The 18,865-nt window shown below is 73.1% G+C and carries 22 protein-coding genes; 5 read left to right on the forward strand and 17 right to left on the reverse strand.

What is annotated here, in order from left to right; translation table 11 throughout:
- Positions 1–118: 118 nt before the first annotated feature.
- Together ACIBQ6_RS10750 and ACIBQ6_RS10755 are read right to left on the reverse strand one after the other, a co-directional pair.
- The gene (locus ACIBQ6_RS10750) at positions 119–550 is read right to left on the reverse strand and encodes an ATP-binding protein (RefSeq protein WP_352350930.1); all 432 of its coding nucleotides are present in this window, start codon (positions 548–550) and stop codon (positions 119–121) included.
- Between the two features lie 92 nt (positions 551–642).
- The gene (locus tag ACIBQ6_RS10755; protein ID WP_397156527.1) at positions 643–1,191 is read right to left on the reverse strand and encodes a TetR/AcrR family transcriptional regulator; all 549 of its coding nucleotides are present in this window, start codon (positions 1,189–1,191) and stop codon (positions 643–645) included.
- A 100-nt stretch (positions 1,192–1,291) separates the two neighbouring features.
- Between ACIBQ6_RS10755 and ACIBQ6_RS10760 the strand changes: the two genes are divergently transcribed.
- The gene (locus ACIBQ6_RS10760; RefSeq protein WP_358286449.1) at positions 1,292–2,866 is read left to right on the forward strand and encodes an MDR family MFS transporter; all 1,575 of its coding nucleotides are present in this window, start codon (positions 1,292–1,294) and stop codon (positions 2,864–2,866) included.
- Here the strand turns inward: ACIBQ6_RS10760 and ACIBQ6_RS10765 are convergent.
- Positions 2,847–3,167 carry an STAS domain-containing protein gene (locus ACIBQ6_RS10765; protein WP_358286451.1) on the reverse strand — a complete coding sequence of 107 codons (321 nt, stop codon included), beginning with the start codon at positions 3,165–3,167 and terminating at the stop codon, positions 2,847–2,849. The two genes, ACIBQ6_RS10760 and ACIBQ6_RS10765, sit on opposite strands and share 20 nt — an antisense overlap.
- Before the next feature lie 69 nt (positions 3,168–3,236).
- Here ACIBQ6_RS10765 and ACIBQ6_RS10770 point away from each other — a divergent pair, with 69 nt between their 5' ends.
- Positions 3,237–4,175, forward strand: coding sequence for a GNAT family N-acetyltransferase (locus ACIBQ6_RS10770; protein ID WP_397211220.1), 939 nt, complete (start codon positions 3,237–3,239; stop codon positions 4,173–4,175).
- Positions 4,176–4,198: 23 nt separating this feature from the next.
- Here the strand turns inward: ACIBQ6_RS10770 and ACIBQ6_RS10775 are convergent, their stop codons facing one another.
- From ACIBQ6_RS10775 to ACIBQ6_RS10795, 5 genes are read right to left on the reverse strand one after another with little or no spacing between them, the layout of a single operon-like run.
- A complete protein-coding gene (locus tag ACIBQ6_RS10775) occupies positions 4,199–5,482 on the reverse strand; it encodes an AAA family ATPase (protein ID WP_358286454.1) in 1,284 nt (427 codons plus the stop codon).
- Positions 5,473–6,900, reverse strand: coding sequence for a hypothetical protein (locus ACIBQ6_RS10780; RefSeq protein ID WP_397211222.1), 1,428 nt, complete (start codon positions 6,898–6,900; stop codon positions 5,473–5,475). Before ACIBQ6_RS10780 ends, ACIBQ6_RS10775 begins: the two co-directional genes overlap by 10 nt.
- The gene (locus ACIBQ6_RS10785) at positions 6,897–8,027 is read right to left on the reverse strand and encodes a hypothetical protein (RefSeq protein ID WP_358286457.1); all 1,131 of its coding nucleotides are present in this window, start codon (positions 8,025–8,027) and stop codon (positions 6,897–6,899) included. The genes ACIBQ6_RS10780 and ACIBQ6_RS10785 overlap by 4 nt, the downstream gene beginning before the upstream one ends.
- On the reverse strand, positions 8,024–8,794 hold the full coding sequence (locus tag ACIBQ6_RS10790; protein WP_364337391.1) for a hypothetical protein: 771 nt from the start codon (positions 8,792–8,794) through the stop codon (positions 8,024–8,026). Before ACIBQ6_RS10790 ends, ACIBQ6_RS10785 begins: the two co-directional genes overlap by 4 nt.
- Before the next feature lie 50 nt (positions 8,795–8,844).
- Positions 8,845–9,525: a class I SAM-dependent methyltransferase gene (locus ACIBQ6_RS10795; protein ID WP_358286461.1), complete on the reverse strand. Its 681-nt coding sequence runs from the start codon at positions 9,523–9,525 to the stop codon at positions 8,845–8,847.
- Between the two features lie 55 nt (positions 9,526–9,580).
- Between ACIBQ6_RS10795 and ACIBQ6_RS10800 the strand changes: the two genes are divergently transcribed.
- A complete protein-coding gene (locus ACIBQ6_RS10800; RefSeq protein ID WP_397211224.1) occupies positions 9,581–10,000 on the forward strand; it encodes a hypothetical protein in 420 nt (139 codons plus the stop codon).
- Positions 9,997–10,572: a TetR/AcrR family transcriptional regulator gene (locus tag ACIBQ6_RS10805; RefSeq protein ID WP_357975501.1), complete on the forward strand. Its 576-nt coding sequence runs from the start codon at positions 9,997–9,999 to the stop codon at positions 10,570–10,572. The genes ACIBQ6_RS10800 and ACIBQ6_RS10805 overlap by 4 nt, the downstream gene beginning before the upstream one ends.
- A gap of 77 nt (positions 10,573–10,649) precedes the next feature.
- Here ACIBQ6_RS10805 and ACIBQ6_RS10810 read toward each other — a convergent pair whose 3' ends face one another.
- The 5 genes from ACIBQ6_RS10810 to ACIBQ6_RS10830 all read right to left on the reverse strand — a co-directional run bounded on the left by ACIBQ6_RS10810 (position 10,650) and on the right by ACIBQ6_RS10830 (position 14,960).
- Positions 10,650–11,771 carry a phosphotransferase family protein gene (locus ACIBQ6_RS10810; RefSeq protein ID WP_397211226.1) on the reverse strand — a complete coding sequence of 374 codons (1,122 nt, stop codon included), beginning with the start codon at positions 11,769–11,771 and terminating at the stop codon, positions 10,650–10,652.
- On the reverse strand, positions 11,768–12,958 hold the full coding sequence (locus ACIBQ6_RS10815; RefSeq protein ID WP_397211228.1) for an acyl-CoA dehydrogenase family protein: 1,191 nt from the start codon (positions 12,956–12,958) through the stop codon (positions 11,768–11,770). The genes ACIBQ6_RS10810 and ACIBQ6_RS10815 overlap by 4 nt, the downstream gene beginning before the upstream one ends.
- 9 nt (positions 12,959–12,967) lie before the next feature.
- Positions 12,968–13,759, reverse strand: coding sequence for a hypothetical protein (locus tag ACIBQ6_RS10820; protein WP_397211230.1), 792 nt, complete (start codon positions 13,757–13,759; stop codon positions 12,968–12,970).
- Between the two features lie 2 nt (positions 13,760–13,761).
- Positions 13,762–14,610, reverse strand: a complete 849-nt coding sequence (locus tag ACIBQ6_RS10825) for a hypothetical protein (RefSeq protein WP_397211231.1) — start codon at positions 14,608–14,610, stop codon at positions 13,762–13,764.
- A gap of 164 nt (positions 14,611–14,774) precedes the next feature.
- Positions 14,775–14,960, reverse strand: a complete 186-nt coding sequence (locus ACIBQ6_RS10830) for a hypothetical protein (RefSeq protein ID WP_352350903.1) — start codon at positions 14,958–14,960, stop codon at positions 14,775–14,777.
- Between the two features lie 344 nt (positions 14,961–15,304).
- On the opposite strand from ACIBQ6_RS10830, the gene ACIBQ6_RS10835 reads away from it, so the two are divergent.
- Entirely contained in the window at positions 15,305–15,649 is a 345-nt protein-coding gene (locus tag ACIBQ6_RS10835; RefSeq protein WP_364337380.1) for a DUF6285 domain-containing protein, read from the forward strand.
- A 3-nt stretch (positions 15,650–15,652) separates the two neighbouring features.
- On the opposite strand, the gene mctP is transcribed toward ACIBQ6_RS10835, so the two are convergent.
- The 4 genes from mctP to ACIBQ6_RS10855 form a co-directional block, all read right to left on the reverse strand.
- Entirely contained in the window at positions 15,653–17,248 is a 1,596-nt protein-coding gene (gene mctP / locus ACIBQ6_RS10840) for a monocarboxylate uptake permease MctP (RefSeq protein WP_358286474.1), read from the reverse strand.
- Complete coding sequence (locus ACIBQ6_RS10845; RefSeq protein ID WP_352329975.1) at positions 17,245–17,457, reverse strand: DUF3311 domain-containing protein; 213 nt, start codon at positions 17,455–17,457, stop codon at positions 17,245–17,247. The genes mctP and ACIBQ6_RS10845 overlap by 4 nt, the downstream gene beginning before the upstream one ends.
- A gap of 228 nt (positions 17,458–17,685) precedes the next feature.
- Positions 17,686–18,315 (reverse strand): carboxymuconolactone decarboxylase family protein, encoded by a 630-nt coding sequence (locus tag ACIBQ6_RS10850; protein ID WP_397211233.1) that lies wholly within the window; start codon positions 18,313–18,315, stop codon positions 17,686–17,688.
- Positions 18,315–18,863, reverse strand: coding sequence for a VOC family protein (locus ACIBQ6_RS10855; RefSeq protein WP_397156548.1), 549 nt, complete (start codon positions 18,861–18,863; stop codon positions 18,315–18,317). Before ACIBQ6_RS10855 ends, ACIBQ6_RS10850 begins: the two co-directional genes overlap by 1 nt.
- Between the last annotated feature and the right edge of the window lie 2 nt (positions 18,864–18,865).

The raw sequence follows: 18,865 nt of genomic DNA on the forward strand, positions 1-18,865 counted from the left end.
CACCAAATCCCACACCCACCCCCCCCCCCCACCACCCGCCCCCACACCCCCCGCCCCCCCCCCCCCGGCGCGCCCCCCCCCCCCCCCCCCCCCCCCCCCCCCGGCCCCGGTGTGCGGGTCACCTGGCGATGAGATGCTGTCCCGCCGCCCCGGGGGTGAAGCGCAGCTTCTTCTCCAGGCAGACCATCGCCCCGTTCTCGCGCACGTTGGTGAACCGGATGTCGTCGGCGAGCGCGCGCATGATCTGCAGTCCGCGGCCGTGCTCGGCCCCCGGGCCGGGTTCGATCACCTTGTTCGGATCGAAACCGCCCCCCGTGTCGACGACCTTGATGACGCACAGGTCGTCGTGCACGCAGGCGCTGACGGTGTAGTCGTCGCTGGGCGTCGCGTGCTTGACCACGTTCGCGCACGCCTCGGTCAGCATCAACTCGATGTCGTCGCGAATCTGGGCCTCGACGCCGAGCGACCGCAGCGTGCCGTCCAGCATCTGCCTGATCAGCGGGACGCTCGCCGCATCCCTGGGCAGTCGGAGCGCTATCGTCGCCTCCACTGCGTCTCCTCCCGTCTGGATGCGTGCGAGCCTTCTGCCCCGGATCCCGCGCACCAATCGTCCGTCGCGCCGCCGAAGTGCCACAGAGGTCGCTACTGCTCCACGAGCCGCAGCGCCACCTCCATGCACGCCTTGTCGATCTCCTCCTCGGTCAGCCCCTCGCCGGCCATCGACAGCCACTTGCCCGCGTGCAGCGCGAACAGCGCCAGCGAGCGGCTGATGCGCTCGGTGGGCGTGGCGCCGGGGTCGCTCATCTCGGCGGTGAGCTCCATCATCGTGTCGCGCATCTTGGCGAGCTGGGGGTGGTTGCGCATCGCCGTCTGGTTGCTCTCCAGGAAGCGGGCGACGGCCAGGTAGCGGGGCTGGCGCAGCCGTTCGGCGTAGCGTTCGAGCAGCTCGCGGCGGGTTTCGGGGGTCTTCGGCGCGTTCCTGGCCCACTCCAGCAGCTCCTGCAGCTCGGCGACCCGGAGGTCGACCAAGCTGCCGATGATGTCCTCCTTGGTCTTGAAGTGGTAGTACAGCGCGGCCTTGGTCACGCCCAGCTCTTCCGCGATCTCGCGCAGCGAGGTCGCCTCGTAACCCTGCTCCGTGAAGAGTTTCAGCGCGATCTCCTGGATCCGCGCCCGCGTGTCTTCCCGCACTTTGCACCTTGATTTCGACTTGACGGTCGGCAAGTAAGTATCTAGCTTATTCTAAGCTTGCCGGTCGGCAAGTAAGCAAGATCACAACTGGGGGTGTGCAGTGGCGGAGGCAGTCGGACGGCGCCGCGAGGTCATGGTCGTCCTGCCGGGCCTGATGCTGGCCATGGTGCTGGCCATGCTGGACAACATGATCGTGGGCACGGCCATGCCGCGCATCGTGGGCGAGTTAGGGGGTCTGACCCATCTGTCGTGGGTGGTGACCGCCTACGTCCTGGGCACGACGGTCTCGACGCCGATCTGGGGCAAGATCGGCGACCTGTACGGCCGCAAGACCATCTTCATCACCTCGGTCGTCATCTTCATGATCGGCTCCGCGCTGTGCGGCATGGCCGGCTCCTCCATGCTGGGCGGCCCGGCCGACGGCATGACCGAGCTGATCGCCTTCCGCGCGATCCAGGGCCTCGGCGCCGGCGGTCTCATGGTCAACGTCATGGCCATCATCGGCGACCTGGTGCCGCCCCGCGAGCGCGGCCAGTACCAGGGCATCATGGCCGGCGTCATGTCGCTGGCGATGATCGCCGGCCCGCTGGTCGGCGGCTTCATCACCGACCACCTCGACTGGCGCTGGGCCTTCTACGTGAACCTGCCGGTCGGCGCGGTCGCGCTGGTCCTGCTCGTGCTCAACCTCCACCTGCCGCGCACGCACAACAAGGTGCGCATCGACTGGGCGGGCGCGGTCCTGCTGTCGGTCAGCATCACCGCGATGGTGCTCATCACCACCTGGGGCGGCAACGAGTACACCTGGGGCTCCTGGCAGATCCTCACCCTGATCGCGGTCGCCGTGGTCTTCCTGGCCGGCTTCATCGTGGTCGAGCGCCGCGTGGCCGAGCCCATCATGCCGCTGCAGCTGTTCCGCAACCGCAACTTCACCCTGATCTCGGGCATCGGCTTCCTGCTCGGCTTCGCCATGTTCGGCGCGATCAACTTCCTGCCGCTGTTCCAGCAGACCGTCCAGGGCGCCACGGCGACGAACTCCGGCCTGCTGCTGCTGCCCATGATGGCCGCGGCCATGGTCGTGTCGCTGTTCGTCGGCAAGGCCATCACCAGCACCGGCAAGTACAAGATCTACCCGATCGTCGGCGGCGTCGGCATGGCCGCCGGCATGTGGCTGCTGTCCACGATGGGCGTCGACACGGCCTCCTGGCAGACCGGCCTCTACATCGCCGTGCTCGGCCTCGGCATGGGCTTCCTCATGCAGACCACCATGCTCATCGCGCAGAACAGCGTCGAGCAGAAGGACCTCGGCGTCTCCAGCAGCGCCACCACGTTCTTCCGGTCGATCGGCGGCTCGTTCGGCGTCTCGCTGTTCGGCGCGATCTTCAACAACCACTACCTGTCGGAGCTGACCGGCCGGTTCGGCGCGCAGGCGGCCGAGCGCATGACCTCGGGCGGCGGCGCCAGGATGGACCCCAAGCAGCTCGAACAGCTCCCCGTGCAGATGCGCACCGGGATCCTGGAGTCGCTGGCGACCTCGATCTCCGGCGTGTTCTGGTGGGCCATCGCCTTCGCCGTCGTGGTGCCGCTGCTGGCGGCCTTCATCAAGGAGATCCCGCTGCGTGGCGGCGCTCCCGCGGAGGCGGCCCCGCAGGAGGCGGTCAGCCCGGCGGCAGGCTGAACAGCCGGTCGATCGCCGTCAGCTGGAACAGGCTGCGCAGATAGGGCGTCAGCGCCACCACCCGCACCACGGCGCCGGCGTCCGCGGCCCGCAGCTGGAGGCGGACGAGCCCGGCCAGGCCGGAGGAGTCGACGAAGGTCAGCCGGGACAGGTCGACGTCGATCGCGGTGCAGCCCGCGGGGACGGGGAGGTCGCCCAGCCGGCTGACGGACTCGTAGTCGAGGTCGCCGGACAGGGCGAGCGCGACGGTCGTCGCGCCGGGGGTGGCGACCTCGATGTGCAGCGGCTTCCTGTCGACCACCCGGCCAGCCTAGCCACCCCGGGAAAAATGGGAGGCGCCGGGGTGGGCGAAGTGTGCACAATCCTCCCCATGCACATCTTGCGCCGCCCCCGGGTCGACGACGCCGCGGCCATCCACGAGCTGGTCGCGGCCCACGACACCGACGTCATCGGCTCGCCCGACATGACGCTCGACGACATCGCCGACGAGCTGGCCGAGCCGGGCTTCGACCTCGACAGGGACGGCTGGCTGGCCCACGACGAGACCGGCCGCCTGACCGGTTGGGCCTGGGCCTGCCGGGTGGGCGACAGCGACCTGGTCAACATCGAGGTCATCACCCGCCCCGGCCTGCCCGGCCTGGACGACCTGCGGCAGGAGCTGTGGCGCACGGTCACCGCCCGCGCCCGCGAGCTCGGCGCCGAGCGCGGCCACGACGGCGTCACCCTCGACATCGGCATCTACCGCGCCGACCAGGACAAGCAGTCCTACGCCAAGGAGCAGGGCTTCGAGCCCGGTACCAGCTTCCACCGCATGCGCGCCGACCACACGGCCCCCGTCGAGGCGCCCGCCCCGCCGCCCGGCCTCACCCTGCACACGGGCGAGGACGAGGAGACCCGCCGCGCCGCGCACGAGGTGCACCAGATCGGCTTCGCCGAGCACTTCGGCTTCATCTCGGTCGACTACGACCACTGGTACGAGCGCCGCCAGGCCATGAGCGTCACCGACTGGAGCCAGCTCACCCTGGCCAGGATCGACGGGGAGCCCGCCGGCGTGCTGATCGGCAACAACCAGTTCGTCCCCGACGAAGACTGCGGCTACGTCGCCACGCTCGCCGTGCACCCGCGCTTCCGCGGCCGGGGCCTGGGCCGCTTCCTGCTCCGGCACGCCTTCGCCGCCGACGCCGCCAGAGGCCGCAAGGGCACGATCCTGCACGTGGACAGCAACAACACCACCCCCGCCCTGGGCCTGTACGAGTCGGCGGGCATGCGCCGCGTGCTGGCCATCGACGTCTGGCGGCGCCGCCTCTGACGCCGTCCCGTCACCGGCTCCCGCTAGACCCGGTGGCGGGCCAGGTGCTCCAGCACCGACTGGTTGGCCTCCCAGCCGTCGGGGAACTTCACCGGCACCCCGAGCTGCACCGGCTCGGCCGACGGGTGGGCGTCCAGCAGCTCGGCGATGCCCGCCCGCGCCACCATCACGCAGGCGTGCCGGTGGCGGGAGGCCAGCACGCACAGCCGCCCCGACTCCAGGTGGAAGGCGGTGGCGTCGCGGCGGCCCGACAGCGGGTGCAGCACGATCGTCACGTCGTACTCGCGGCCCTGGAGGCGGTTGGCGGTGTCCACGGTGATCTCCGGCGGCAGCCCGGCGTTCCTGATCGCGGCCACCTGGTCGCGGTGGGCCGCCCCGACCGCGATCCGGTCGGCGGTCACCGGCCGCTCGCCCTGCTCGGAGGCGGCCACGGCGCCGCGCTGCAGCAGCCGCGCCGCCAGCAGCGCCACGGCCTGCACGGCCTCGCCGTCGGTGCGCACGGTGTGCCGTTCGGGCAGCTCCAGCAGCGCCCACCCCGACCGGGCGGCCTCCTCCAGCGCGCGGTCGTGCACGGTGCCCATGCCGCCCGCGGTCAGTTCGAGCCGCCGGTCGCCCGCCGAGGTGCCCGACCGGAACCCGGTGAACGGGTAGAACGCCTTCGACACCACCGGCGCGGCCGAGGCGGGCAGCCGCCAGGACACCGGCAGCCGATGGACCGGCAGCTCCGGGTTGTGCCGCAGCAGCACCGCCACCGCGCTCTGCAACGGGTCCCACGACAACCCCGACCAGCGGTCGCCGTCGACGATCGAGAAGGGGTCGAGCTGCCCGGGGTCGCCCACGAACAGCGCCCGCTCGAACAGCCCCGCGATGCGCAGCAGCTTGTCCGAGCGCATCTGGTACGCCTCGTCCACGATCGCCCACGGCCACACCCGGCCGGAGATCCACGCCCACTTGTCGGCCGTGGCGATGACGATGTCGGGGTCGCCGAGGTCCTGGATCCTGGTGCCGATCGTGACGCCGGCCAGCTCCAGCATGCGCGGGTGGGGCACGTACCCGCCGGCCGACAGCCGTCCGACCTTCAGGTGCGGGTGTTTGTCGGAGATGCGGGCCACCAGGTCGTCGACCTGCTCGTTCGTCTGGGCGACGATCATCAGCGGCTCGCCGGTGGCGGCGATGTGCGCGGCGGCTCGCACGACCAGCGTGGACTTGCCGGCGCCCGGCGGGGAGTCGACCACGACGCCGCGGTTCCTGGGCAGGTCGGCCAGGACGTTCGCGATCACCTGCTCCGGGCTCTCGCTCACGACCATTCCTCCTGGGCGTCCTCGTCGTCGGGGATGTACTCCTGCGGCGGCCCGCCGTGCGTCCACGGCGTGGCCTCGGCCTCGGGCAGCGCCGGCGAGCCCTGGAAGTCGTCGGTCAGCGAGGTGTAGCAGACCCGCTCGCCGATCTCCGGCACGGCGCCGGGGGCGGGCGTCTTCCCCCGGCCCATGCCCTTGGTGATCTTCAGGGTGATCAGCCCGCCGTGCGCCTCCACCAGCTCGGCGCCCTGGCCGCGGCGCTGCGGGGTGCCGAGCGCGGCCCCGGGCGGCAGGCGTACCGGGTCGTCGGTCTTCAGCACCACCAGCGGACGCAGCTTGCGCGAGCGGCCCTCGCCCTCGATGTTGTCGGGGACGGTCTCGACCACCTCGCCGGCGAACGCCTCGCCGGTCAGCCGGTACTCGGCCATCACCAGCGGGTCGTCGTAGGCGCGCTGCACGTCGTAGGCGGCCTGGGCACGTTCCATGCGGGACAGCTTGGCCGCGGCCGCCACCGCGCCGTCGCGCCTGGCCTGCGGCGGCGCGCCCTCGGCGATGTGGGCGGCCATGGCGCTGAACGAGCCGCGGTCCTGCTCCCAGCGCTGGGCCACGCTCGCGCCCGGCTCCAGCCCGGCCAGCAGGTCGAGCGCCTGCCACATCAGCCGCCAGGTGGGTTCGAGCTGGGTGCGCAGCGCCTCGGCGACCCGCTCGGGCGACTCGCTGTCGATGGCCGGCGCGAGCACCTCGGCGTCGAAGCCCGGATCGGTCGCGGGCCCGGCGGGCGGCCAGATCAGCGGGTCCTCGGCGTCGTCGGAAGGGCCCTGGGTGATCCAGGACAGCAGCGCGGCCAGGTTGGCGTCCTCCAGCGCGCTCTGCCCGCTGGCCCAGTGGCGGCCCAGCTCCTCGGTCGCGGCCAGCGTCAGCGACGATCCCGGGTAGGCCGCCCGCTCGGCGAAGTACGTCAGCCACCGCCCCAGCAGCGGCACCTCGGGCGGCACCGGGTAGGGCCCGTCGGGCCTGCGGAAGCGCGTGGAGCGGCCGAGCAGCCTCGTGAAGCCGACGCCCGCCTGGTTCGGCAGGACGAGCTGCGGCGCGTCGAGCGCCCGCTCGTAGGGGTCTGCGTTCTTGCGCTCCACCGTCTCGGTGTCGGCGGTGAACCCCTCGACGTACGGCAGCAGCACCCCGGCCAGCTCGGCGGCCCAGGCGAAGCGCAGCTCACGGTTGCGCGGCTGGGTGACGACGAGCAGGCGCGGCCGGTCGCGGTCGGTGCCGAGCATGGCGGCCAGCGGCGCGGCGGCCTCGCCCGACAGCTTGAGCGGGATGAACACCATCGGCCGCGCGCCCACGTGGCAGTGGCGGACCGTGGCGACGGGCTGGGCGATGCCCTCCCGCAGGGCGCGCAGCCGGGCGAGCGAGGTGAGCAGGCTCAACTGAGGCACTCCCTGCGCAGGCGTTCGGCGTTGCGGAGCAGGCCGGCGATCTCCTCCTGGCCGTCGGCCGGGTCGCGCAGGCCGTCGGCCAGGCCCAGCGCCTCGGCGACCGAGGCGACCCCGCCCAGCTCGTCGCGCACCTGGCGGCCGAGCAGGTCGGAGGCGCCCTCCTGGCGGGCCTCGTCGCGGCAGAAGAAGCACAGGTCGCACGCGGACAGGCAGTCGGGCGCGTAGCGGGCGGTGGTCCTGCGCAGCGCGTCGGCCAGCTCGGCCGCCGGACGGGTGGGCCGGCCGTCCTCGCCCGGCCGCAGGTCGAAGCTTAGGTCCTCGGGCAGCGCGGCGAGCAGCCGGTCCAGGCCGGTCATCCGGGTGAGCTGACGGCGCAGCACGGCCAGCTGCCTGCGCACGTCGACCAGGGTCGCCACCGGCCGGTTGGCGAAGTTCTCGGGGCACACCAGCACCACGTCGTGGGAGACGGTGAGCGGGTCGTGCCCCAGCTCCGCCAGCATCGTGCGCAGCGCCAGCACGTAGACGGCGGCCTGGCGGGCGGCGGCGGCCACCGCGGCCGGCTCGGCCTGCCCGTCGACCACCGCGAACGACTTGATCTCCACCACGTGGAAGCGCCCGCCGAGCTGGAAGGCCACCACGTCGGGTTCGAGGAACGCGGTGTGGCCGGCGATCTCCAGGCTGAGCAGCGGGTGGTCGAACAGCGTGCCGGCGTCCTGGTCGCCGCGCGCCGCCCGGTCGAACAGCGCGCGGGTGTGGGTGTGGCGCAGGTGGGCGCCGACGTTCTCCACGTCGTGGTAGGCCACCTCGGCGACCGGCAGGTCCAGCACCTCGCGCAGCAGGCGCAGCAGCTCGGCGCAGCCGTCGGCCTTGACCAGCGCCTCGAACGCGTTCCCGCGGGTGATCGCGAACGGCGACTGGCCGAACGGCGCCGGGAAGCCCAGGTGGCGGGCGGCGGCGTCCTTGTCGACGCCGGCGCCGTCCATGAGGGCCCGGCGGGTGCAGCCGGGGTTGGCGGCCAGGGCCGCGATCGCTCTGGCGTCGTGCGGCTTGGGCGGCGTCGTGCCGCGCAGCGCGTCGAGCCGGTGGGCCGGGCCGTCCTCGCGTCTCAAGCCGCTCACGTCGCTGTCTCCTCCTTGATCGTGCCCAGCGTAGCGGCGCCGAAGAGCCTGGCCACGTCACCGAGCTGGGATGTGGCGCGTCGTGCCAGCTCGGCGCGGTCGCGCGTGTCGCGTTCTGCGTGCACCGCCAGCTCGGCCCTGGCCGCCTCGGCGATCCGCCGGCGGTCGGGCGGCCCGAGGTCGGTGGCCGTGGCGCCGGGCACGTTCCTGGCCATCCGCGCCAGTAAGCGCAGGGCCCGCTCGTCCTCGCCGTCGTGCGAGGCCACCGCGATGGCGCAGGTCAGGAAGTCGACGCGGGGGCTGAGCGGGCCGACCACCCGCCGCTCCAGCGGCCAGGTGCTGAGCGTCAGCAGGCCGCGGGCGGGGGAGAGGCGGTCGGTCAGCGCCGCGCACAGGTAGTACGGCCTGCCGTGGGGCGTGGACCGGAACGAGCGCTCCTCGTCGCGGCGCAGGCTGGTGAGCTGGGCGCTGCGGATGGTGCCGGCGAAGAACGCGCCGCTGACCGCCACCACCAGGCGCGGCTGCGCGGCGGCCCCGAGCAGCGCGAGCGCCTGGTGGACCTGCTCGCGCACGGTGACCAGCCGGGGCCCTTCCGCCTTGGCGCGCGGCTGCTCGCCGCTCACCAGGGCGTCCCAGGCCCGCTCGGCGGCGCGCAGCTCGGCACGCAGGACGCGGGCCGTCGCGCCGTCCCTGACGCGCATGGCCTTGCGCACGCCGGCCCGGAGCCCGTCGATCCGCCGCTCCAGCTCGTCCAGCGGGTCACTCATGGCGCGAGGGTATCAACAGTTCCAGTATTTCCCAGTATTTACACCGAAATCTACGATGTAAAGGGGCGGGCCAGGAACCACATGCGGTCCTCGGTGACGAACCGCTCCAGCCGCAGCCCCTCGGCGGCCAGGGCGTCGGCCAGCTCGTCGTCGGTCATGCGCCGCGAGGTGAACGACTGGGTCCAGACCCGGTCGCCGTGCTCGTAGCGCATGGTCGCGGCGAACACGCCGGGGGAGATCTCCTCGACCTCCGCCAGGGTGATCGTGACGTCGCCGTCCTTCCTGCCCGAGCCGGCCCGCCAGCCGTCGTGCCGCTCGGCCGTCATCCACTGGACGAGCACCGCCCCGCCCGGCTTGACGTGCCGCGCGCACGCCGCCAGGAAGGATCGCCTGACCTCCACGTCGACGACGTTGACGAGCTGGGAGGCCAGCGTGACGGTGTCGAAGCGCCGGTCGAGCCGCAGGTCCTGGAGCCGCGCGTGCACGGTCTCGGCCCCGCGCACGTGCGCCAGCATCTCGGTGGACTCGTCCACGGCCACGACCTGTAACCCGGCCTCGACGAGCGCGTGGGTGACCCTGCCGACGCCGGCGCCGAGCTCCAGGACGGACCCGCCCGGCGGGGTCTCCTGGATGACGACGTCGGCGTCGCGGCCGGGCTGGAGGAGGGTGTAGAACTCGACCGGGGATCCGTCGGGGGTGATGGCGCCTGGGCCTGTGCCGGTGTTCTTCATGCCCAAAAACCTAACCGCCGCGTGAGCCGTCCGTGAGCGGGGGACGATGGCCTCTGTGACCGGTGAGGTACGAGTTCTGATCGGCGTCGGCGTGGGCCTGGCCGCCGTTCCCCCCGTCTACTACCTGACCGAGGCGGGCGCCAGAGCGCTGCGGGCCGGGCAGGCGGCCTTCGCCCCGGCCCCCGCCGGGGTGGGCATGCTGGCGGCGGCGGCCCTGATCGTCGCGGTGCTGGCCGCCTGGCCCGCCGCGGCGCTGGCCTGCGGGGTGCCGCTGGCGGTGGCGGGCGTGCTGTTCGCCCTCGACCTGCGGGCCGCGATCGGCCTGGCGGGCGCGCTGCCCGGCCTGTGGGAGCCGCCGTGGGCCGAGCCGCCCGGCACCCTCGCCGGGGCGACCGGCCTGTACGCCTACACCGGCGCGTTACTGGTCTTCTCGGCGCTGCTGCCGCGTCGTCTGCGATCTATCCTGAGCAGATGAGCAGACGGGACCCCGACCGGCGCAGGGCGCTGCTCGACGCCGCCGACCGGGCCATCCTGGCCGAGGGCCCCGAGGTGTCGATGGCGGCCATCGCCGCCGAGGCCGGCATCACCAAACCCGTCCTCTACCGCCACTTCGGCGACAAGAGCGGCCTGTACCAGGCGCTGGCCGACCGCCACGTGCGCACGGTCATCGCCCAGCTCCGCCCGCAGTTCGCCGGGCCCGGCACCGACCTGCGGGCCCGTGCCCGCGCCGCCATCGGCGTCTATCTCGACCTGATCTCGGCCAACCTCGACCTCTACCGCTTCCTGTTCCACCGGGCCAGCGCCGAGGACACCCGCATCCGCTCCCACATGACCTCGCTCGTGCGCGGCCTGGGCGAGGAGCTGGGCCGGGTGCTGGCCGACGAGCGGGTGGTGGCCGACCCGGTGCGGGCGCAGGTGCTCGGCCACGCGTTCGTCGGCATGGTGCAGACGACGGGCGACTGGTGGCTGGAGCATCCGGAGGTCGACCGATCGCAGGTGGTGGAGGGGCTGGTGGACGTGATCGCGGCGGCCGTCGCCGGGGGCTGAGGGCTCCGGCGGGCCGACCGGCGGGCGGCCGTGTCAGGTCAGGTCAGGTCAGGTCAGGTCAGCAGGCCGAGCAGGTCTCACTCGTTCTGGCAGGCGCGGCGGCCGAGGGCGGCCAGCTCCACCGAGGAGGCGCCGCCGCGCAGGTGCCGCATGGTCTGCATGACGCAGATGATCCCCCACTTCAGCACCCCGAACGTCTCCCACCAGCGCAGCGCGTCCAGGTCGACGGGCCGGCCGCCGGCCTCCTCGTAGGCGGCGGTCAGCTCGGCGTAGCCGCCGAACCCGCCCACGGGCAGCGGCGAGCCGAACCGCCACGCCTTGACGCACAGCCAGCCCAGGTCCTCCAGCGGGTCGCCGGCGTGGGCCAGCTCCCAGTCGAGCACGGCCCTGACGCCCTCCGGGCCGACGATCAGGTTGCCGTTGCGGAAGTCGCCGTGCACGACGCTCGCCGGGACGGCGGGCGGCCGGTCGGCCTCCAGCCTGCGCAGGGCCAGCTCGAACACCGGGTGCGGCTGGCCGGTCAGGTCGAGCACGTCACGCCAGAAGCGCAGCGGGTCGGCGGGCACGGCCTGCGGCGCGGTCGCGGGTTCGGGTCCGGTCTCGGGTCCGGTCTCGGGTTCGGTCGCGGGTCCGGTCTCGGGCAGGCAGGACAGCGGCATGCGGTGGATGGCCGCCAGCGCCCGCCCGCACTGGGCGGCCAGTTTCGGCCTGGCCTCCCGGTACGCCTCGTCCCGCAGGATCCGGCGCGGGATGGTCTCGCCGGGGACCCGGCTCATCAGGACGTACGGCCCGGCGGGCGGCCGGGCGGGCGGCGGGGCGGACGGCGGGGCGGACGGTCCGGCGGGCGGTTCGGCCAGCGGTCGCGCGGGCGGCCCAGGGGGCCGGCCGGTGGGCGAGTCGGTGGGTGGGCCGGTGGGCGGTCCGGTGGGCGGTCCGGCGGCGGCCACGACGTGCGGGACAGGGACCCCGGCGTCGGCCGCCGCCCGCATCAGCCGCGCCTCCTCGGCCAGCCCCGTCCCCGCCTCCAGGGCGGCCCCCGGCCCGTCGAGCCGGAGCACCAGCTCGTGCCGGTCGCCGCCGGGGACGACCACGTCCAGGGCCCAGGTCTCCCTGGAGGCCCCGCCGGGCAGCCTGACCGCGTACGGGACGGCCGCGTCCGGGCCGTACACCTCGCGGACGATCGTCTCGACCCGGTTCATCGGGGGCCGAACTCCCAGGCGCCGCCGGCCGCGTACGCGCCCAGGAGGCGGCGGCCGACCGCGTCGACGTGCACCTCGTCGGGGCCGTCGTAGACGCGCGCGGCGCGGGCGTGCCGGTACATGCGGTCCAACGGCGTGTCGGGGGTCAGGCCGGCCGCGCCGTACACCTGGACGGCCCGGTCGATGACGTTGTGCAGCATGCGCGCCCCCACCACCTTGATCGCGCCGATCTCGACGCGGGCCTGCGAGCCGGCGTCCACGGCCTCGGCGGCCTGGAGCGTGAGCAGGCGGGCGGCCTGGATCTCGGTGTAGGAGTCGAACACGTGCTGCCGCATGAGCTGTTTGGCCGCCAGCGGCTCGCCGAAGGCGGTGCGCGCGTGCAGCCGCCGGCACATCAGGTCGAAGGCCCGCTGCGCCTGCCCGAGCCAGCGCATGCAGTGGAAGATCCGGCCGGGCCCGAGACGCCGCTGGGCGATGACGAAGCCGTGCCCGCGCTCGCCCAGCAGGTTCGCGGCCGGCACCCGCACGTCCTCGTAGCGCACCTCGCAGTGCGCGCCGCCGAGGCCGAGCACGGGGGTCTCACGCACGATCGTGTAGCCGGGCGTGTCCGTCGGCACGAGGATCATGGAGAAGGCCCGGTGGGGCGGCGCGTCCCGTTCGGTCCGGCACATCACGGTCGTGTACGCCGCCACCGACGCGCCCGTCGTGAACCACTTGTGCCCGTTGATCACCCATTCGTCGCCGTCGAGCACGGCGGAGGTGGTGAGCTGGGTGGGGTCGCTGCTGGAGACCTCCGGCTCGGTCATCGCGAAGCTGGGCGAGATGTCGCCGCGCACCAGCGGCTCCAGGTAGCGCTCGCGCTGCTCGGGGGAGGCGTGCTCGTGCAGCATGAGGGAGTCCTGCAGGGTGAACGTGCCGAGGGCGAGCTGCCCGTACTCGCTGCGGCCCTGGACCTCGTTGACGTAGACGTAGTCGAGGAACGGCAGCCCGCCGCCGCCCAGCTCGCTCGGGTGGCCGAGGGCCCACAGGCCCTCCTTCCTGGCCTCGTCCCGCAGCCCGGCCATGGTGGCGGCGGCTTGCGGCCCGCCCTCGTGCAGCACCTCCTCGGCCGGTTCGACGCGCTCGGTCATGAACGCGCGCACGGCGTCGCGGATCGGCCGGACGTGCTCGGGTACGGCGAAGCTCATGGGGTGATCTCAACCGAAATCCGTTGCGCGGTCAACGGTCGGCGCGCCCGCGCGGCAGCAGCGATCGAAGTCGAACCGCTCGGCGCAGGCCCGCTCCCACAGCCGGGCGGTGTCGCCGCCGGCGCGCGGGAAGACCAGCCGCGCGATCACCAGCGCGACCACCGCCCGCGCCCCGGCCAGGTAGAGCGCCGAGGCCGCGCTCTGGACGTGCGCGCCGGAGACGAACAGGTCGTCCACCAGCAACACCCGCGCGCCGTCGACGCGGCCCAGCACCTGGAAGGCCCGCTCGTCCGAACGCCGCCGCGCGAGGTTCTCGGCCGCCTGCGCCGACCCCGCCATCAGCACGGGACGGTGCAGCCCGCGCAGGTCGCCCACCATGTCCACGATCCGCGGCATCGGGCCGAAGACCTCGACGGGCCGGTCGAGCCGGGTGCCGGGCAGCGTGGTGACCATCGTGAAGGGGCCGCCGGCCAGCCGGGTCAGGCAGGTCGCGTGGGCCCGGTGGAAACGCGCCACGGTGGCGGCCAGGAAGGGCACCCGGCGCACGCTGCCCGGCGGGTCCCTGCGGCGGGTCACGATCGCGTGCAGCTGGGCGCCGTCGCCGTCGCGCACGCACAGCGAGACCGGCACGACGTGCTCGGTGTGGCGGTACAGGCCCTGGGTGGTGACCGCGCAGGTGACGCAGAGCCCGGACGGCCCGCCGGCGCCGGTGTGGCAGATCCGGCAGACGCCGGGGCCGGCGGCCGGGACGTTGCGGAAGATCTGCAGGTACGCCTCGGTCACCGCGCGGGCGTCGCCCATGGTCAGAAGACGGTCGTCAGCCGGGTCACATCTACAAGATTGACCGCCTGGCGCGCCAGCTCGTCAATGCCCGCTACGACAGTGACTCCTCCCCGGTAGGCCAGCCGGGGCGTCCAGGGCAGGCCGGGCGCGGCGAAGACGTGCTTGCCCTGGGACAGCGCCATCGCCGCCCGCTCGCCGTCGCCGTCGCCGGTGACGTAGAGCGCGGCGGCCAGCCCGCTGGTCACCAGCCCGGTCACCGCCCGCGTCCGGGCCGTCGCGGCCGTGCCGGGCCAGAACGGCGACACCGCCACGACGGCCGTCGGCCCGCCGGCCCCCGGCCGCCCGCCGTCCGGACCGCCCACGAGGGCCTCCGGCCGCCCGTCGTCCGGGCCGACCACGATCGCGCGGCCGCCGGCCGTCGCCGCCGCACCGGCGGTGCGTGGCGCGTCGCACACGACGGTCAGGCCGGCCGCGGCCAGCGCGCGGGCCGCGGCGCGGGCGCCGGGGGCGTCGCCGGTGACCGCCACCGACCGGTGGTCGCCGATCCCCAGCCGGCCGCGCACCCACAGGAACGGCTGGAGGTTGTGGGCGCAGGCCAGGTTGCCCGGATAGCCGTCGTCGAGCACGGTCACCAGCGCGGCGGGGCAGGCGGCGATGAGCGCCTCGGCCCGGCCGAGGTCGCCCGGCCGCAGCCGCGCGACGACCCGCGCCGCGTGCGCCCTGTCATGCTCGCCGAGCCCGCCGAGGTCGCCGCGGGCCAGCCGCAGCGCGCTGCCCCGGGCCTCCACGACCCGCGCGGTGTGGTGCCACGGCCCGGCGGTGGCCCTGGTCAGGGCGAGCACCGCGGCCTGCTCCTCGGTCACCGACATCACCCACCGTCCGGTTGGACCGACCGTACGCGTGCCCACCGACAGAACCGGCTCCCGTCGTGCCGCCCGCGGCCGCCCGGCCCGCGCGGACGCGCCGCGGCACGGGAAAGGGCCCGGCGGCCGCAGGGCATCCGCGGCCGCCGGGCCCTTCGGAGGGGACGGGGTCAGGCCGCGTTCTCCTCGGCCTTGCGGGGCAGGACCTCCAGCTCGAACGCGCCCGACCTGACCGCCTCCAGGAAGTGCTGCCAGTCGCGGCGCGGGATCTCCAGGACGACGTCCGGGGAGGAGTCGTGGATGAGCTCCACGTGGTCGTTGATGCGGCAGGCCTTGACGCGTACGTCGTCGTTCATGCTGCGCTCCCTCGGGTGTTGACTGCGGCTGAGCGGCCCGGGAGGCCGGGGGCCGGGAGCTGCGCCGGGCGACTTTCCCAGCCGTCCGGGCCGTCCGCGTGACCCCGGAGGGCCGGGCCGCTCGGGAAGCGTGCCATCGTCGCGCGGGGGCCCGCCACCGCCGGTACGGGCGGCTCGGTAGAGACACGCCGATCGTGGGCGGAGGTCTGTCGTCCCGGGGGTGGAGAAAGGTCATCCGTGGGCCGGGGGCCTTGACAGGCGGGGCGGTGATCCATATGCCTGGGCTCACGACTGGCCGTGCGCGGGCGTACGGCTCCGGAGCCGAGGTGACGGGAGTGCCGCCGATGGCGCAGCCCCATGACGTGCCCACCGCCGCGCAGCTCGTCGCGGCCGTCCGCGGGTTCCTGCGGGACGACGTGCTGCCCGCGGTCGAGGGGCGGGTGCGTTTCCACACGCGGGTGGCGATCAACGTGCTCGCCATGGTCGAACGGGAGATGGAGCTGGGCCAGGACCAGGCCGCCGAGCACGCCGCGCGGCTGGCGGCGCTGGGCGTGGCCGACGACGCCGAGCTGGCCGCCGCCGTCCGCGCGGGCCGCTTCGACGGCGACGACGCGCTCACCGCCGCCCTGGTCCAGGCCGTCCGGGCCAAGCTGGAGGTGGCCGATCCCGGCTACCTCCAGCGGCCGTGAGCGTCAGTGGGAGCCGGCCAGGTCCAGGTCCTTGACGTCCGGGTCGCCCTCGTCGGCGAAGTAGTCGCCGCGCCGGGTGGCGTCCGCGCCGTCGGCCACCTTGGCCGCCCGGAAGATCAGCGTGGCGACCGCGGCCACGACCAGGTTGACGATCAGCGCGAGGAAGCCCGCGTAGAGGGTCATCTTGGTGTCCAGGCCCAGGTTCGACAGGCCGAAGGCCGAGCCGCCGAAGTGCTCCTTGCCCTTGGCCGGGTTGGGGATGAGGTAGAGCATCCACATGCCCGCCGCCAGGCCCGCGGCCCAGCCGGCCATCAGGCCGCCCTTGTGGAACCAGCGGGTGTACAGGCCGAGCGCCACCGACGGCAGCGTCTGCAGGATGATCACGCCGCCGATGAGCTGCAGGTCGATCGAGAACTGCGGGTCGAGCAGCAGGATGCACAGCACCGCGCCCACCTTGACCACCAGCGAGACGACCTTGGAGACGTTGGCCTCCTGGGCGTCGGTGGCCTGCTTGTTGATGTACTCGCGGTAGATGTTGCGGGTGAACAGGTTCGCCGCCGCGATCGACATGATCGCCGCCGGCACCAGCGCGCCGATGCCGATGGCCGCGAACGCCACGCCGGCGAACCAGTCGGGGAAGAGCTGGTCGAACAGGTTCGGCACGATCGTGTTCGGGTCGCCGCCGACCGGCTTGGTGCCGGCCGCGATGGCCATGAAGCCCAGCAGCGCGATCAGTCCGAGCACGAAGCTGTAGGCGGGCAGCGCCGACATGTTGCGCTTGATGACGTTGCGGTTCTTGGAGGCCAGCACGCCGGTGAGGCTGTGCGGGTAGAGGAACAGCGCCAGGGCCGAGCCGAAGGCCAGCGTGACGTACTGGAGCTGGTTGGCGCCGTTGAGCAGGATGCCGTCGCCCGGCGCGGGGGTCTTGTCGAACTTGGCCTGCGCCATGTCGAAGATGTTGCCCCAGCCGCCCAGCTTGGCCGGGATGTAGATGACCGCGGCCAGGATCACGATGTAGATCAGCGCGTCCTTGACGAAGGCGATCAGCGCGGGCGCCCGCAGGCCCGACTGGTAGGTGTAGGCCGCCAGGATCGCGAAGGCGATGATGATCGGCAGGTGCCCGGTGATGCCCATCGACTTCAGCACGGCCTCGATGCCGACGAGCTGCAGCGCGATGTACGGCATCGTGGCCACCAGCCCGGTGATGGCGATCAGCAGCGCCAGCGTCGGCGACCCGAACCGGGCCCGGACGAAGTCGGCGGGCGTGACGAACCCGTGCACGTGCGAGACCGACCACATCCGCGCCAGCACCAGGAACACCAGCGGGTAGACCACCACGGTGTAGGGCAGCGCGTAGAAGCCGAGCGCGCCGGAGCTGAACACCAGCGCGGGCACGGCCACGAACGTGTAGGCGGTGTAGAGGTCGCCGCCGACCAGGAACCAGGTGACCCAGGAGCCGAAGCTGCGGCCGCCGAGGCCCCACTCGTTGAGGCTGGCCAGGTCGGTGGGCCGCCGCCAGCGGGCCGCCACGAAGCCCATGCCGCTGACCAGGACGAACAGCAGCCCGAAGACGACCAGCTCGGTCACGTGCCCGCTCATTTGGTCATCCTGTAGACGATCGTGGTGCAGCCGACGCCGACCACGATGAAGGCGAGCTGCAGCCAGTAGAACAGCGGGAAGCCGAGCAGGCGCGGCTCGTCGGAGTTGAACAGGAACGTCAGCAGCGGCAGCACGATCGGCACGACCAGCAGCCAGTTCCACGGGCTGCGGTCGGTACGCGGCGGCTGCCCGGATTCCCCGGTAGTCATCGGCCCTCCGATTGGGGGATCAGGAGCGGCGTGTTGACCGGCTCCTGACAACGTCGTCAATGGAGGGAGATTAGCTTTCCGGGGGTATTAAACCCAATGTCCGGAACATTACGGTTTGGCCTAAATGTCGAGATGAAATCTCAATATGTGAGACCAAGCCACCCCTCGCCAACGGCACGTTAAGTCGCTCGCGCGCCGCGCGGAACCGGGCGAGCGGCGAATGGTCGGCTACTCGCGACGAACGGTCACTTCGTCGGCGATGTCGCGCGTCCCGTACCCCTCGGGGGCGGGCACCTCGGTGATCGGGTCGGGGCGGTCGTCGAACTCCAGCCGCAGCGCCCGCGCCATGGTGGCGTGCATCTCGTACAGGCAGACGATGTAGGTCAGCTCCAGGATCTGCTCGTCGGGCAGGTGGGCGCGCAGCACGGCGAACACCTCGTCGTGCACCCGGCCGCCGTCGAGCACCAGGCCGTCGGTGTAGGCCAGCACCGCCCGCTCCAGCTCGGCGAACTGGTCGCTGACCTGCCAGGAGGCCACCGCCCGCACCTTCTCCTCGGACACGCCGAGCGCCCTGAGCTGCTTGCAGTGCTGGGAGTAGACGAACTGGCTCTGCCGCGCCCAGCCTGCCCTGGTCTGCCCCAGCTCGCGCAGCACCGGGTCCAGCCGCGACTCCCGGTAGATCTGGAAGCCCTTGACGCAGTGGCGGAAGATCTTGGGATCGAGGGCGAAGACCGTCCACCAGTCGCCCGGCGAGCCGGTCGCGGTCCCCGTGCCGTCGGGGGACAGCAGCCGGTCGTGGAAGAACCGGACGACGGGGTCGGTCACCTCCTCGGGCGGCACCCGCCGCAGCCGCGGCATCAGACGGTCCGATCGGCGGCCGTCTTGGGCTCGTGCCGGACGTCGCCCGGCTGCCCGACCGGCCGCGTCCAGGCGGCGAACTCCACCAGGATCCCGTCGGGGTCCTTGAAGTAGATGGACCGGACGAAGACGCCCTCGTGCATCGCGGGCGCCACGCCGAACTCGCTGTCGTCGTGGTTGAGCAGCACGCCCACGTCGATGCCCTTGGCCACCAGCCGGTCGCGGTACTCCTCGATGCGCTCGGGCGGCACGTCGAAGGCGATGTGGTTCATCGAGCCGACCGCCGACAGCAGCTCGCCCCGGTCCGGCAGGTTCTTCGGCGCCGAGACCCCCGGCACGCCCTCGGGCGCGTCGGGGAACCAGAAGAAGGCCAGCGCGTTGCCGCCGCCGCAGTCGAAGAAGAAGTGCTGGCCCCAGCCCAGGGGCAGCTCGATCGTCTTGATCAGCGGCATGCCCAGCACGCCGGAGTAGAAGTCGACGGTCTGCTTCATGTCCGAGCAGACCAGCGCGATGTGGTTGACCCCGCGGAGCTCGAATTCGCTGTTCATGG

The organism is Nonomuraea sp. NPDC049655 (genome assembly GCF_044465465.1).
GTDB lineage: Bacteria > Actinomycetota > Actinomycetes > Streptosporangiales > Streptosporangiaceae > Nonomuraea.